The organism is Streptomyces sp. NPDC048171, assembly GCF_043202655.1.
Lineage (GTDB): Bacteria > Actinomycetota > Actinomycetes > Streptomycetales > Streptomycetaceae > Streptomyces.
This window is the reverse complement of sequence record NZ_JBIDAU010000009.1, coordinates 385,279-399,240: the sequence shown is the minus strand read 5'-3', so window position 1 is coordinate 399,240 and position 13,962 is coordinate 385,279. Positions and strand designations below refer to the sequence as shown.

16 protein-coding genes are annotated in these 13,962 nt (G+C 72.7%); 8 read left to right on the top strand and 8 right to left on the bottom strand.

All coding sequences use genetic code 11. The annotated features are described in order from the left end of the window. Window positions 1-4: 4 nt before the first annotated feature. Window positions 5-706: a hypothetical protein gene (locus tag ACGF3J_RS26820; RefSeq protein ID WP_161326644.1), complete on the bottom strand. Its 702-nt coding sequence runs from the start codon at window positions 704-706 to the stop codon at window positions 5-7. Between the two features lie 263 nt (window positions 707-969). Between ACGF3J_RS26820 and fabG the strand changes: the two genes are divergently transcribed. The 5 genes from fabG (at window position 970) to ACGF3J_RS26795 (ending at window position 5,754) form a co-directional block, all read left to right on the top strand. After that, window positions 970-1,731 (top strand): 3-oxoacyl-ACP reductase FabG, encoded by a 762-nt coding sequence (gene fabG, locus ACGF3J_RS26815; RefSeq protein ID WP_125494976.1) that lies wholly within the window; start codon window positions 970-972, stop codon window positions 1,729-1,731. 43 nt (window positions 1,732-1,774) lie between these two features. Then, window positions 1,775-2,536, top strand: a complete 762-nt coding sequence (locus ACGF3J_RS26810) for an SDR family oxidoreductase (protein WP_161326643.1) — start codon at window positions 1,775-1,777, stop codon at window positions 2,534-2,536. Between the two features lie 209 nt (window positions 2,537-2,745). Continuing rightward, window positions 2,746-4,332 carry an ABC transporter substrate-binding protein gene (locus ACGF3J_RS26805; RefSeq protein WP_393854963.1) on the top strand — a complete coding sequence of 529 codons (1,587 nt, stop codon included), beginning with the start codon at window positions 2,746-2,748 and terminating at the stop codon, window positions 4,330-4,332. A gap of 74 nt (window positions 4,333-4,406) precedes the next feature. Continuing rightward, a complete protein-coding gene (gene ung / locus ACGF3J_RS26800) occupies window positions 4,407-5,090 on the top strand; it encodes a uracil-DNA glycosylase (RefSeq protein WP_161326641.1) in 684 nt (227 codons plus the stop codon). A 121-nt stretch (window positions 5,091-5,211) separates the two neighbouring features. Then, entirely contained in the window at window positions 5,212-5,754 is a 543-nt protein-coding gene (locus tag ACGF3J_RS26795) for a hypothetical protein (RefSeq protein ID WP_161326677.1), read from the top strand. A 29-nt stretch (window positions 5,755-5,783) separates the two neighbouring features. On the opposite strand, the gene ACGF3J_RS26790 is transcribed toward ACGF3J_RS26795, so the two are convergent. The 3 genes from ACGF3J_RS26790 to ACGF3J_RS26780 all read right to left on the bottom strand — a co-directional run bounded on the left by ACGF3J_RS26790 (window position 5,784) and on the right by ACGF3J_RS26780 (window position 7,591). Continuing rightward, complete coding sequence (locus tag ACGF3J_RS26790; protein WP_393854962.1) at window positions 5,784-6,296, bottom strand: hypothetical protein; 513 nt, start codon at window positions 6,294-6,296, stop codon at window positions 5,784-5,786. Between the two features lie 112 nt (window positions 6,297-6,408). Next, entirely contained in the window at window positions 6,409-6,921 is a 513-nt protein-coding gene (locus tag ACGF3J_RS26785; protein WP_161328021.1) for a DinB family protein, read from the bottom strand. A gap of 43 nt (window positions 6,922-6,964) precedes the next feature. Beyond that, entirely contained in the window at window positions 6,965-7,591 is a 627-nt protein-coding gene (locus ACGF3J_RS26780; protein ID WP_393854961.1) for a TetR/AcrR family transcriptional regulator, read from the bottom strand. A gap of 91 nt (window positions 7,592-7,682) precedes the next feature. On the opposite strand from ACGF3J_RS26780, the gene ACGF3J_RS26775 reads away from it, so the two are divergent. Next, window positions 7,683-8,864: an FAD-dependent monooxygenase gene (locus ACGF3J_RS26775; protein WP_393854960.1), complete on the top strand. Its 1,182-nt coding sequence runs from the start codon at window positions 7,683-7,685 to the stop codon at window positions 8,862-8,864. 13 nt (window positions 8,865-8,877) lie between these two features. Then, on the top strand, window positions 8,878-9,783 hold the full coding sequence (locus tag ACGF3J_RS26770; RefSeq protein ID WP_161331959.1) for a Gfo/Idh/MocA family protein: 906 nt from the start codon (window positions 8,878-8,880) through the stop codon (window positions 9,781-9,783). Here the strand turns inward: ACGF3J_RS26770 and lnt are convergent. Continuing rightward, window positions 9,707-11,281, bottom strand: coding sequence for an apolipoprotein N-acyltransferase (gene lnt / locus ACGF3J_RS26765; RefSeq protein ID WP_161331958.1), 1,575 nt, complete (start codon window positions 11,279-11,281; stop codon window positions 9,707-9,709). The genes ACGF3J_RS26770 and lnt overlap by 77 nt on opposite strands. 153 nt (window positions 11,282-11,434) lie before the next feature. Here lnt and ACGF3J_RS26760 point away from each other — a divergent pair, with 153 nt between their 5' ends. Further along, on the top strand, window positions 11,435-12,175 hold the full coding sequence (locus tag ACGF3J_RS26760; RefSeq protein WP_161331957.1) for an SDR family oxidoreductase: 741 nt from the start codon (window positions 11,435-11,437) through the stop codon (window positions 12,173-12,175). Between the two features lie 34 nt (window positions 12,176-12,209). On the opposite strand, the gene ACGF3J_RS26755 is transcribed toward ACGF3J_RS26760, so the two are convergent. The 3 genes from ACGF3J_RS26755 to ACGF3J_RS26745 all read right to left on the bottom strand — a co-directional run bounded on the left by ACGF3J_RS26755 (window position 12,210) and on the right by ACGF3J_RS26745 (window position 13,942). Continuing rightward, the gene (locus tag ACGF3J_RS26755; protein ID WP_161331956.1) at window positions 12,210-12,389 is read right to left on the bottom strand and encodes a hypothetical protein; all 180 of its coding nucleotides are present in this window, start codon (window positions 12,387-12,389) and stop codon (window positions 12,210-12,212) included. 63 nt (window positions 12,390-12,452) lie between these two features. Next, complete coding sequence (locus ACGF3J_RS26750) at window positions 12,453-13,328, bottom strand: undecaprenyl-diphosphate phosphatase (RefSeq protein ID WP_125493726.1); 876 nt, start codon at window positions 13,326-13,328, stop codon at window positions 12,453-12,455. A 140-nt stretch (window positions 13,329-13,468) separates the two neighbouring features. Beyond that, entirely contained in the window at window positions 13,469-13,942 is a 474-nt protein-coding gene (locus tag ACGF3J_RS26745; RefSeq protein ID WP_161331955.1) for a helix-turn-helix domain-containing protein, read from the bottom strand. Between the last annotated feature and the right edge of the window lie 20 nt (window positions 13,943-13,962).

Below are 13,962 nucleotides of genomic sequence, written 5' to 3'. Positions count from 1 at the left end.
GGTGTCAGGCGCGCCGGCGGCGCCTGAGCGCGTAGCCGGCGGCGAGCGTGGCGCTGGCCACGCAGCCCAGTCCGATGGCGATGTCCGAGCGGCTCGGCCCGCCGCTGAAGGAGCCGCCCAGGCCGCCCTGGGTGCCGCGCGTCGGAGCGACGGTGGGGGAGGCCGACGGGCTCGTGGCGGTGGTCGGTGCGGGCGTGACCGGCAGCGGCACCGAGGTCGAGGAGGTGGTCGGGAGCGAGGCGATCTGCACCTCGACCCGCTGGTTCTGCTCCACCCGCTGGTTCTGCTCCACCTGCCGGCCCTGGTCGCCCCGGTCCTCGTCCCGGCCGTCGTTGTTCCCGCCCTGGTCGAAACCGCCCTGGTCGCCCCGGCCCTCGTCGTGCCGGCCGTCGTTGAACCCGCCCTGGTCCGCTCCGCCCTCGCCGAACCCGCCCTGGTCGTTTCCGCCCTGGTCGTTTCCGCCGGGGTCGAAGGAACCCGCGTCGAGATCGCTTCCCTCGGGTTGGCCCTGGTCGAGTGGGTCCGGGGCGAACAGATCCTCGGTGAACGCGTCCGGTTCGTTCGGATCGCTCTCGAAGGCGGCCTGGCCCGCCTGCTGCTGGGTGAGACTCCGGGACTCCAGGTCCTGGGTGTGTGCGGTGTCGGCCATCGGCACGATCGCGGCTATCGCGACGGCTATGCCTGCGGCACCGGTTAGACGGCGCATGGACGTCTCCTTTCCGGCCACGAGTGGCTCGCGCTTCGACGCTAGGGGCCCGGGGCCCGGGGGGCGCGCAGCGCTGGTCCGATCGGGTAGGCCGGGGGTGGTGACGCACCGGGGAGCCCGGGTAATGGATCACACCGGCCCGGTGTCCCGTTGACACCGGGTGCCAGGGCTTCTAGCGTCACGTCTGCGGAAGGTACTAAGCGGTCGCTCACCCAGGGCGCACGCTCCGCACGGGCCGCATCCCCAGGACGAGGAGAGCAGCAATGTCCACCACTGAGCAGCGGGTCGCCGTCGTCACCGGAGCCGCGCGCGGCATCGGCGCCGCGACCGCCGTACGACTGGCCGCCGAGGGCCGCGCCGTCGCCGTCATCGACCTCGACGAGGCCGCCTGCAAGGACACCGTGGAGCAGATCACCGCGGCCGGCGGCAAGGCGATCGCGGTCGGTTGCGACGTCTCCGACGAGGCGCAGGTCGAGGCGGCCGTCGCGCGGATCGCCGGGGAGCTGGGCGCGCCGACGATCCTCGTCAACAACGCGGGCGTACTCCGCGACAACCTGCTCTTCAAGATGAGCGCCTCCGACTGGGACACCGTCATGAACGTGCACCTGCGCGGCGCCTTCCTGATGTCCAAGGCGTGCCAGAAGCACATGGTGGACGCCGGCTTCGGCCGCATCGTCAACCTGTCCTCCTCGTCCGCGCTCGGCAACCGCGGCCAGGTCAACTACTCCGCCGCCAAGGCCGGTCTCCAGGGCTTCACCAAGACCCTCGCCAAGGAACTGGGCAAGTTCGGCGTGACCGCCAACTCCGTCGCTCCGGGCTTCATCGCCACCGAGATGACCAAGGCCACCGCCGACCGCGTCGGCATGGGCTTCGACGACTTCAAGGCCGCCGCCGCCACCCAGATCCCGGTCGCCCGCGTCGGTGAGCCCGACGACATCGCCAACGCCATCGCCTTCTTCACCGGCGAGGCGGCCGGCTTCGTCTCCGGCCAGGTGCTGTACGTGGCCGGCGGACCGCTCGACTAGGGACCCGGAGACCAGGGAACACGGACACTAGGGAAACACGGACATGACTGAACTCCCCGTACTCTCCGGCAAGGTCGCGCTCGTCACCGGCGCCAGCCGCGGTATCGGTTACGGCGTCGCCGAGGCGCTCGTCGCGCGCGGCGACCGGGTCTGCATCACCGGCCGCAACGAGGACGCCCTCAAGGAGGCCGTCGAGAAGCTCGGCGCCGACCGGGTCATCGGTGTCGCCGGCAAGGCGCACGACGAGGCCCACCAGGCCGTCGCCGTCGAGCGCACGATGGAGGCCTTCGGCCGCGTCGACTTCCTGGTCAACAACGCCGGCACCAACCCGGTGTTCGGGCCGATCGCCGACCTCGACCTGAACGTCGCGCGGAAGGTCTTCGAGACCAACGTGATCTCGGCCCTCGGCTTCGCCCAGCGCACCTGGCACGCCTGGCAGAAGGAGAACGGCGGCGCGATCGTCAACATCGCGTCCGTCGCGGGCCTCTCGCCCTCGCCCTTCATCGCCGCGTACGGCGTCAGCAAGGCCGCGCTCATCAACCTCACCGCGCAGCTCGCGCACGAGTTCGCGCCGAAGGTGCGGGTCAACGCGATCGCTCCGGCCGTCGTGAAGACCAAGTTCGCCGCCGCCCTGTACGAGGGCCGGGAAGAGGAGGCGGCCGCCGGATACCCGCTGGGCCGGCTCGGCGTGCCCTCCGACATCGGCGGTGCCGCCGCCTTCCTCACCTCGGCGCAGTCCGACTGGGTCACCGGTCAGACCCTCGTCGTCGACGGAGGTATTTTCCTGAACGCCGGCGTGGCCTGATCTCGCCTGCCGGCAGCGCCGAGGACCGGCCTGGGACACGGGCGCCGTTGACGGAAACGGCGCCCGTGTCCGCGTATCGAGACCACCGGGAGGATGACAACGTAGTCATCGTCAAATGATCAAAACCCCTGTTCAGAAGGGGGTTCAGGGGGCACGGCGCTGCGGTATGGTCTGCCGACTCTTGGCACGGCGGATCGAGGAGCGTGCGCGTGTTCAACCGGAACCGAGGCCTGCGTCGGGTGGCGGCCATCGTGTCCATATCGTCGCTGGTCACCGGCTGCGGCATTCTGTCGTCCGACGGCTCGGAGGACGAGGGGCCGATCGTCGTGGGGACGACGAGCGCGCCCAGCACTCTGGACCCGGCGGCCTCCTGGGACGGCTCCTGGGAGCTGTTCCGGAACATCTACCAGACGCTGCTCAGCTACCCCAACGGTGCGACCGCGCCCCAGCCCGACGCCGCCGAGGAGTGCGCCTTCACCGACTCCACGAACCAGGTGTACCGCTGCGAGCTGCGCGACGGCCTGACCTTCTCCAACGGGGACCGCCTCGACGCGCGCGCCGTCAAGCACTCGATCGACCGGATCAAGGACATCAACGTCAACGGCGGTCCGGCCGGACTGCTGGGCAGCCTGGAACGCGTCCAGGCGCCGAGCGAGCGCGAGGTGGTCTTCCACCTCAACAAGCCCGACGCCACCTTCCCGTTCGTGCTCGCCACGCCCGCCATGTCGATCGTCGAGCCCGGCAGCTACCCCGCGAACGAGCTGCGCGAGGACGGCCAGGTCGTGGGCTCGGGACCGTACACGCTGGAGTCGTACGAGGACGGCGAGCGCGCCGAGCTCGTGCGCAACGACCGCTACGAGGGCTTCGCCGACCGGGAGAACAAGGCGGTGACGATCCGCTACTTCAAGGACTCCGCCGGCATGGTGAAGGCGCTGCGCGACGGCGACATCCAGGTGACCTACCGGGGACTCGCGGCCGACGACGTCGTCACGCTCCAGGGCAAGGCCGGCCGGGACGAGGAACTCCAGCTCGTCGAGGGCAGCGGCACGGAGATCAGCTACCTGGTGTTCAACCCCGAGGACCCGTGGGCGGGCCGCAAGGAGGTCCGCCGGGCCGTCGCCCAGGTGATCGACCGGGCGGCGATCGCGCACACGATCCACCAGGACACGGTCGACCCGCTGTACTCGATGGTCCCCAAGGGCCTGACCGGACACACCACGGGCTTCTTCGACGACTACGGCGACCCCAGCGTCCCCAAGGCCCGCGAGATCCTCAGCGGCGCGGGCATCACCGAGCGGGTCCCGCTCACCCTCTGGTACACCACCGACCGGTACGGCTCCGAGACGGCGAAGGAGTTCAAGGAGATCAAGCGGCAGCTCGACGCCTCGGGCCTGTTCCGGGTCACCCTGAAGAGCCGTCCCTGGAAGACGTACGTCACGGGCTACCAGAAGGGCGAGTATCCGGTCTTCGGCCGCGGCTGGTCCCCGGACTTCCCGGACGCGGAGAACTTCATCGCCCCGTTCGTCGGTGAGCAGAACGCGCTCGGTACGCCCTACGCCGCGCCGGAGATCACCGGTGAGCTGCTGCCGCGCTCCCGCCGGGAGAGCGACCGGGCCAACGTGGAGCGGGAGTTCGAGCGGGCGCAGCAGATCATGCTGGACGACGCGCGGTTGCTGCCGTTGTGGCAGGGCAAGCAGTACGTGGCCGCGAATGCCGACATCTCGGGCGCGGAGCAGGCCATGGACCCGTCGACGATCATGATGATGTGGCGGCTCTCCCGGAAGACCAGTTGGTAGGCGGCCCGGTTGTCAGTGGTCGCCGGTAGGTTCGTGAGGAGTGGAAAGCGACCGCACAGCGTAAGGAAGTTGACGTGACCGACACCGCCATGCTGCCCGAGTCCTGGCGCGAGGTGCTGGGCGACGAGCTTCAGCAGCCCTACTTCAAGGAGCTGACGGAGTTCGTCGAGGAGGAGCGGGCGAACGGCCCCGTCTACCCGCCGCGCGAGGAGGTCTTCGCCGCGCTGGACGCCACGCCGTACGACCGGGTCAAGGTGCTGGTCCTCGGGCAGGACCCGTATCACGGCGAGGGCCAGGGGCACGGGCTGTGCTTCTCGGTCCGGCCCGGGGTGAAGGTCCCGCCGTCCCTGCGGAACATCTACAAGGAGATGCACGCGGAGCTGGGCACGCCCGTCCCGGACAACGGATACCTGATGCCCTGGGCGGAGCAGGGCGTCCTCCTGCTCAACGCGGTGCTCACGGTCCGGGCGGGCGAGGCGAACTCGCACAAGGCCCGCGGCTGGGAGCGCTTCACCGACGCGGTCATCCGCGCGGTGGCCGACCGGCCGGACCCGGCGGTGTTCGTGCTGTGGGGCAACTACGCGCAGAAGAAGCTGCCGCTGATCGACGAGACCCGGCACCGGGTGGTCAAGGGCGCGCACCCGTCCCCGCTGTCGGCGAAGAAGTTCTTCGGTTCGCGTCCGTTCACGCAGATCAACGAGGCGGTCGCGGCCCAGGGCCACGACCCGATCGACTGGACCATTCCGAACCTGAAGTGACCCGGAGGCGCGGGCCGGGTCCGCCGTCGGTGGGCCCCGCCTCCCGGTGCCGCCTGACCCGGATCGTGGCCACCGGCGGTTAGCGTCGGTCGTGACAGCCGACGAGGGCACGGAGGACGTGGTGGCCAAGGGACGGGAGCGGGCGGCGCCGGATGCCGTGCTGACGCGCATCGGTCAGGTCGTCATGCTGCATCACGCGGGCGACCGCGAGGAGGCCCGGGACCGCTTCCTCGGCCTGTGGGCGGAGATCGGCGAGCACGGCGACCCCCTGCACCGGTGCACGCTGGCCCACTACCTGGCCGACACCCAGGACGACCCGGGCGACGAACTGGCCTGGGACCTGCGCGCGTTGGCTGCGGCCGAGGAGATCACCCAGGATCCGCTCGCCGACTCCCACGAGGGCACGCTCGCCGCGCGTGCCCTGTACCCCTCGCTCCATCTGAACCTCGCGGACGACTACGACCGCCTCGGCCACCGCGAGGCCGCCCGCCTGCACCTGCGGCGCGCCCGGGGCGCGGCCGAGTCGCTGGCCCCCGACCGTTACGGCGAGGGTGTGCGCGCGGCGATCGGCCGGCTGGAGAGCCGCCTGGAGGGCGCGGGCCGTGGCACGGACGGGCCGGAGAGTCCCGGTGGATGGCCGAGACCACCGCGGCAGCGGCCGTAGGCATGCGTGGCGCCCGTGCGCAGTCCCGCTCAGGGGCCGTACGCCTGCTCGCAGATGCGGGATTCCGGGCTGCCGGGGCGCCAGCCGCCGTACCGCTTGCCGAGCGAGCACACGTCCGTGTTCCGCCCGGTGTCCCCGCCGGACGAGGGAGCGTGGGGGAGTGCGGGTACCTCGGGGCCCGGCACCCTCGGCCGCGCGGTCCGCGCCGGCGTCTCGGGCCGGGCGGGCCGTGGCCGCTGTTCCGGGCGGGCCCGGGCGGCCGGCGTCTCCTGCGGGGGCGGCCCGGCGGCCGGGGGTTGCGTACCGCGCGGTTCCCGCGCCTCGCGGGCCGGGGTCGGCGAGGGGCCGATCATCTCCAGGGCCTCCCGGGCCGGGGCCTGGACGTCCCGCGGTTCGGCCGGTCCGTCGGGGCGCGGCGCCAGGGAGCGGGCGCCCGCCGAGGCCGGGTCGGCGGCGGCCGGGCCCTGGACCGTCGTACAGCCGGTCAGGGCGGTGACGGCCACGGTCACCAGGAGCGTCGCTGTGGTCCTCGTTCGATGCACCCGCGTCACTCTGCTGGTTCGGGTCCGTTCCGCGATGCCGGACAAGCGGAGGTTGCCCCGCACGGGTGATCTCCGGCCCCGTACGGAGGCCCGGTGGCCGTCGGGGGTGACGTCAGTCGCCCGTGGCACCGTCCAGGCACTCCCGGATCAGGTCGGCGTGGCCGTTGTGACGGGCGTACTCCTCGATCATGTGGGTGTGGATCCAGCGCAGGCTGAAGCGCTCACCCGTGCGGGCGTGCTTGCCCCGGCCCATGTCGTCCAGGGGGAAGCCGGCCGCGTTGCGCCGGGCCGCCTCGATCTCGGCCTGCCAGGTCGCGCGGGCCTCCTGCCAGGTGTCCGACGCGGTCACCCGGAACTCGCCGTCCGGGTCCGCGTCCGAGTAGTAGATCGGCCCGGCGTCCTCGGCCGCCAGCACCCTGCGGTACCAGCTGCGCTCCACCTCCGCCATGTGCCGCACCAGCCCCATCAGGGTCAGCCCCGACGGCTTCACGGAAGCCGTCCGCAGCTGTTCGTCGGTGAGGCCCTCGCACTTCCACGCGAGGGTCTGGCGGTGGTACTCGAGCCAGCCCTCCAGCATGGTGCGTTCGTCGGCGTCGGTGTCGGGCTCGCGGCGTTCGGTAGTCATTCCGGCATCCTCGCCCGGCGCCGTCCCCGTGCGCCAGGGAGTTTCAGGCGCCCAGCATGCCGCCCAGGATCTCCCGCAGTCCCGACCGCACGTCCTGGAGGCCGGGCACCTCGGCGTGGAAGCTGCCGGCCACGCAGCTGAACATCAGTCCGTCCGCCCAGGCGACCAGCGACAGCACGTGGCGCTCCGGGTCCGGCGAGCCCAGCTCCGTGACGAGACCGCCCAGCCGCTCCCGGAACCGGGCGCCCGCCGCGTCGAAGTGGGCCCGCAGCTCGGGGCGGCGGGTGGCCTCCAGGGCCAATTCGTAGCGGGCGAGCGTCAGCTCCCGGTTGAGGGTCAGCGCGCGGTGCGTCGCCAGTGCCAGCGCGTCCACCAGGGAGTCGAGGCCGGCGCGCGGGTCCGGCATCTCGTGCAGCGCCAGCACCCGTTCCTCCCGGTCGGCCAGGCGTCGCACCGCCAGTTCGAGCAGCGCCTGCCGGGTGCGGGCGAGGTTGGAGGTGGAGCCCTGCGGGAGCCCGGCCGTCTCGTCGACCGCGCGGTGCGTCAGCCCGCGCATCCCCCGCTCGGCGAGCAGGGCCAGCGCCGCGTCGGCGACCAGGTCGGCGCGGGAGGCGGCAGCGGCGGTGGCGGGGGCCGCGGAGGGCAGGGAGGCCGGTGTGGAGGGGGGCATGGAGGCCAACCTACCCGACGACACTACGGCTGTAGTACAGTCGGCGGCAGGAGCTACTACATCTGTAGTGAAGGGAACGGTGGGGAGAGCCATGGCACGGACAAGGCGGGTCGTCGTGATCGGCGGCGGCATCGGTGGCCTCACCGCGGCGGTGGCCCTGTTCCAGGACGGACATCGCGTCACCGTCCTGGAGCGCGCCGCCTCCCTGCGGCCGATCGGCGCGGCCATCTCCCTGTCGCCCAACGCCCTGCGCGCCCTGGACGTCGTCGGCCTCGGCGACGAGATCCGCGACCTCGCCGCCTGGCAGGGCGACGGGGGACTGCGCACCCCGCGCGGCCGCTGGCTCTCCCGGTCCGGCGCGGAGGCCGCCGCGGCCCGGTTCGGCGGCCCGCTGGTGCTGCTGCACCGGGCCACCCTCATCGACCGCCTGGCCGAGCGGCTGCCCCCGGACGCCGTCCGCACGGCCGCCGACGCGATCCTCGCCGACCCCGGCGACCACGACCGCCCGGCCAGGGTGCGCACCGCGGACGGCGAGTGGGAGGCCGACCTGGTCGTCGCCGCCGACGGCATCCACTCCGCCGTACGCCGCACGCTGTTCCCGGCCCACCCCGGCACCGTCTACTCCGGCTTCACCACCTGGCGGGTCGTGATACCGCTGCCCGGCGTCGAGTTCGCCTCCCACGAGACGTGGGGGCGGGGCCGCATCTGGGGCACGCACCCGCTCAAGGACGGCCGGGCCTACGCCTACGCCGCCGCCGTCGCCCCGGCCGGCGGACATGCGGCGGACGAGCGGGCGGAGCTGCTGCACCGTTACGGCGACTGGCACGACCCGATCCCCGCGGTGCTCGCCGCGGCCCGCCCCGAGGACGTCCTGCGGCACGACGTGCACCACATCGCCGCACCGCTGCCCGCCTACCACCGCGGCCGGGTCGCCCTGCTCGGCGACGCCGCGCACGCCATGCCGCCCAACCTCGGGCAGGGCGGCAACCAGGCCATCGAGGACGCGGTCGTCCTCGCCCACCACAGCCGGGACCTCGCCGCCTACACGGCCGCCCGGCAGCCCCGGGCCAGTGCCGTCGCCCGCCGGGCCGTCCGGGTCGCCCGCCTCAACCTGATGACCGGCCGCGCCGGGATCGCGGCCCGTGACGCCGCGCTGCTCGCGCTGTCCAGGGCGGCGCCCGGCCTGTTCCTGCGGGGCTTCGACGGCATCGCCGACTGGCGGCCACCGCAGCCCCCGTATGCTTCAGCGCGGACCCGGACCGGCGAACGATAGAGGAGCACACCCCGTGAAGGTCGGCTGCATCGGACTCGGCGACATCGCGCGGAAGGCCTACCTGCCGGTGCTCTCCGCCCTGCCGGGGGCCGAACTGCACCTGCAGACCCGCACCCCCGCCACCCTCACCCGGGTCGCCGACGAACTGCGCCTGCCGGACACCCAGCGCCACGCCGACCTCGGCTCACTGCTCGCCCAGGGCCTCGACGCCGCCTTCGTGCACGCGCCGACCGCCGTCCACCCCGAGATCGTGACCGGGCTCCTGGAAGCCGGCGTACCGACCTACGTCGACAAGCCGCTCGCCTACGAACTCGCCGAGTCCGAACGGTTGGTGGCCCTCGCCGAGGAGCGGCGGACCAGCCTCGCCGTCGGCTTCAACCGCCGTTACGCGCCCGGATACGCGCAGTGCGCCGAGCACCCGCGCGAGCTGATCCTCATGCAGAAGAACCGCACCGGGCTGCCCGAGGAACCGCGCACGATGATCCTCGACGACTTCATCCACGTCGTGGACACGCTCCGCTTCCTGGTGCCGGGGCCGGTCGACGACGTGACCGTGCGCGCCCGCGTCCAGGACGGCCTCCTGCACCACGTCGTGCTCCAGCTCGCCGGGGAGGGCTTCACCGCGCTCGGCGTCATGAACCGGCTCAGCGGTTCGGCGGAGGAGATCCTGGAGGTCTCCGGCCAGGACACCAAGCGCCAGGTGGTCAACCTCGCCGAGGTGATCGACCACAAGGGCCAGCCGACCGTGCGGCGGCGCGGCGACTGGGTGCCGGTCGCCCGGCAGCGCGGCATCGAGCAGGCGGTGCTCGCCTTCCTCGACGCGGTGCGCGCGGGGCGGCTGCTCAGTGCCCGGGACGCGCTGGAGACCCACGATCTGTGTGAGCGGGTGGTACGCGCGGTCCACGAGCGTTCCGCCTGAGCCGCACCGCCCGTACGCCCTCGCCGGCGCCCCACGCCGCGAGGATCACCAGCGCCGCGTGCACGGTCCAGTCGCCGAGCCGCACGTACGGCGTGGTGCCGTGCGTGAGGGGGAGCTCGTACACCCGCGCGGTGCTCGCGTCGGTGCCGAGCCAGGAGCCGATCCGCTTCCCGTTCGCGTCGTACACGGCGGAGACGCCGGTCAGCGTCGAGTGCACCATCGGCCGGCCGGTCTCCGCGGCGCGCAGCGCGGCGAGCGAGGCGTGCTGCTCGGGAGCCCAGGTGCGCTGGAACGTCGACGTCGACGACTGGGCGACCAGCACCTCCGCGCCGTCGGCGGCCAACTGGCGGCTCATGTCGGGAAACGCGCTCTCGAAGCACACCATCGGGCCGATCCGCAGCCCGTCCCCGACGTTCATCACCACCTGCTCGGTGCCCCGCCTGCGGTCCTCGCCCGCCGCCTCGCCGACGGAGGTGGCCCAGCCGAGCAGCGAACGGGCCGGCACGTACTCCCCGAAGGGCACCAGCCGCATCTTGTCGTACCGGTCGCCGGTCGGGCCGTCCGAGCCGACCAGCACCGAACTCTTGTAGATGCCCGGCTTGTCCGAGCGCCGCGCGTCCACGTTGACCAGGATCTCCGCGCCGGTCTCCCGGGACAGCGCCGCCAGCCGGCGGGCCAGGTCGGGCCGGTCGTCCAGGTCGAAGCCGACGCTGCTCTCGCCCCAGACGATCAGATCGAGGTCCCGGTCGGCCAGCCCGCGGGTGAGCTGCTCCTCGCGGTCGAAGCGCCGGTCGGCGCTGTCCGCGCCGTCCACGATGCCGGGCTGCACCACGGCGATCGCGGCCCGCTCGTCGGTGTCGGGGCGCGGCGACCAGACCCAGGCCGCGGAGGTGGCGGCCGCGGTGGCGACGAGCCCGGCCAGCGCGGGCACCCGCGCCCGGCGGACGGCGACGAGCACGGCGACGGCGACGTTCACCGCGACCACCAGGAAGCTCAGCAGCCAGACCCCGCCGACGGAGGCCAGCCGCAGCGCCGGGGCCACCTCCCACTGGCTGGACCCGAGCATCCCCCAGGGTCCGCCGAGCCCCTGCCAGGAGCGGACCAGTTCCGCGGCCAGCCAGCCCGACGGCAGCACCAGGAGCGCCGCCGCGATCCGGCCGGCCGAGGGCGCGCCGCCCAGCAGCCGCCGCACCAGCCAGCCCCACGGCGCCCACAGCGCGCCGAGCAGCGCCGCGATCACGAAGGTGAACACGTGCAGGTTCGGCAGCAGCCAGTGGTGCATGGCGAGCATGAAGCCGAAGCCGGCGCACCACCCGTCGTACGCGGCCCGCTTCCCGGTCGGCGCGGTGCGGGCCAGCAGGATCCAGGGGACCAGGGCGAACCAGGCCCACCACCACAGGGCGGGGCCCGGGAAGGCGAGTACGGGCAGCGCTCCGGCGAGTACGGCGGCGGCCGAGCGCCACCAAGGGGAGGCGAGCCGGCGGTCGAGCGTCTTCATGGGCGCCTCCCTACCCCCCGATGTCTACAGTGTGCCCCCGTGACGAGGGCGAATTTCAGTTGATCACACCGGGTGCCGATGGTGCGCAAGACATGTGCAAGGCGTTCCTCAGGTCCTAGAGTGATCGATGATCGATCAAACCGGAGGTGCTCCATGAACCGACCCATCACCGTGGTCACCGGCGGCAGCCGTGGCATCGGCGCGGCGACCTGTCTGCGCCTCGCGGCGGACGGACACGACCTGGCCGTCGGCTACGCGCGGGACTCGGCGGCCGCCGAGTCCGTCGTCGCGGGTGTGCGCGAGGCGGGCGGACGCGCGGTGGCGGTGCGCGCGGACACGGCGGTCGAGGCCGACGTCGAGCGCCTCTTCGACGTGGCGGAGGAACGGCTCGGGCCGGTGACGGGCCTGGTGAACAACGCGGCCGTGACCGGGCCGCTGGGACGCCTCGCCGACAGCGACACCGGCGACCTGCGCCGGGTCCTGGACGTCAACCTGCTCGGCGTGCTGCTGTGCGCCCGGCGCGCCGCCCGGCTCATGACGGCGCGGGGGAGCGGTGTGATCGTGAACGTCTCGTCGGGCGCCGCGACCCTCGGCAGCCCGGGGGAGTACGTCCACTACGCGGCGGCCAAGGCGGGCGTCGACACGCTGACGCTGGGCCTCGCCAAGGAGCTGGGGCCGGACGGTGTCCGGGTCAACGCGGTCGCGCCCGGCGTCATCGACACCGAGATGCACGCGGCGGCGGGCGCGCCGGACCGGGCGCGGCGGATGGGGGCGGCGGTGCCGATGGGCCGTGCCGGACGGGCGGAGGAGATCGCGGCGGCGATCTCCTGGCTGATGTCGCCCGACGCCTCGTACACGACGGGGACGGTGCTCCGGGTGGCCGGCGGGCGCTGACGGCGGGTGGGCGCCGGGGCGGGGCGGCTCCGGGTCAGGCGGCCTCGATGACCTCGCCGCGGATCGCTCTCGCCCACTCGACCACCAGCAACTCGTACTCCACACGCTCCTGTGCCGACAGGGTCCCGCCCGCGCGGCGCCAGAGCGCACGGATCTTCTCGTTCAGTTCCGCGGCGGAGCGCGCGGAACCAGGAGTCGCGTAATCGGGGGACATGCGGACAAGCCTAGGGGTAAGCACTGACGGTGCGCTACCGGACGGCTACAGAAGCGGTGGCCCTCAGCCGGCCGACTCCGCGGCGTGCGGGCTGAGCGCGCCCGTGCTGACCAGGGCGATGATGACGATGCCGAGCGCGATGCGGTACCAGACGAACGGCATGAAGCTCTTCGTGGAGATGAACTTCATGAACCAGGCGATCACCGCGTATCCGGTGCCGAAGGCGATGACCGTCGCGAACAGCGTCGGCCCCCAGGAGACGTGGTCGCTCTCCATCGCGTCCGTCAGCTCGAACAGCCCGGAGGCGAGCACCGCCGGGATCGCGAGCAGGAACGAGTACCGGGCCGCCGCCTCGCGCCGGTAGCCCATGAAGAGGCCGCCGCTGATCGTGGCCCCGGACCGGGAGACGCCCGGGATGAGGGCCGCCGCCTGGCAGACGCCGTAGATCAGACCGTCCCGGACGGTCAGGTTCTCCAGTTCCTTGCGCGCGCGGGGGGCGCGGTGCCGGCCGCCCTTCTCGTCCCGCGCGGCCATCCGGTCCGCGATGCCGATGATCACACCGACGACGATCAGCATCGTCGCGGTGATGCGCAGGTCCCGGAAGGGCCCCTCGATCTGGTCCTTCAGGGTCAGGCCGAGCACGCCGATCGGAATCGAGCCGACGATCACCAGCCAGCCCATGCGCGCGTCGGGGTCGCGGCGCATCGACTTGTCGGTCAGCGACCGTGTCCACGCCGAGATGATGCGCCCGATGTCCTTGCGGAAGTAGATGAGGACGGCGGCCTCGGTGCCGATCTGCGTGATCGCCGTGAAGGCGGCACCCGGGTCGTGCCAGCCGGAGAACGCCGCCGTCAGGCGCAGGTGCGCGCTGGAGGACACGGGGAGGAACTCGGTCAGCCCCTGGACGAGTCCGAGGATGAGTGATTCGAACCAAGACATGAAGTTACGCAGTCCAAGTGCTGAGCGAGAAAAGGGCGATGGGCGCGCCGGACCCCGAAGTCGGATGATCGGGACCGGCGGTGCCGAGGGGCAGCGTAGCGCCCCAAAGTGAAGTCCGGCCCACAGGGGTGGAAGGTCTCCTAGGCGGCCGTCGGGCCCGTCACGGTCCAGCCGTCGGCCTGCGGATGGGCGGTCAGGTCCTCGTGTCGGACGGTGTCGCCGCAGGCGCGGCAGGTGATCCGCGGCACCAGCTCGCTGCCGCAGACGTGCTCGATCACCATGGGGCGGTCGCCGTCCGCGCGCAGGTGCCGGTCGCCCCAGGCCATGAGGGTCATCAGCACCGGTTCCAGCTCCAGCCCCGCCCGGGTCGGCCGGTACTCGAAGCGCTGCGGGCGCTCGCTGTACGGCTCCTTCGTCAGGATGCCCGCGTCCAGGAGCCGCCGCAGCCGGGTGGCGAGGATGTCGCGCGGGGCGCCGGTATTGCGGACCAGCTGGTCGAAGCGGCCGTTGCCGAGGCAGACCTCGCGCAGGACGAGCAGCGAGTACTTCTCACCGACGAGCGCCAGGGTGTCGGCGATCGAGCAGGGGCGCGGGTTCTTGGGGGCGACGGCCATGGCGCCCAGCATAAATGAGG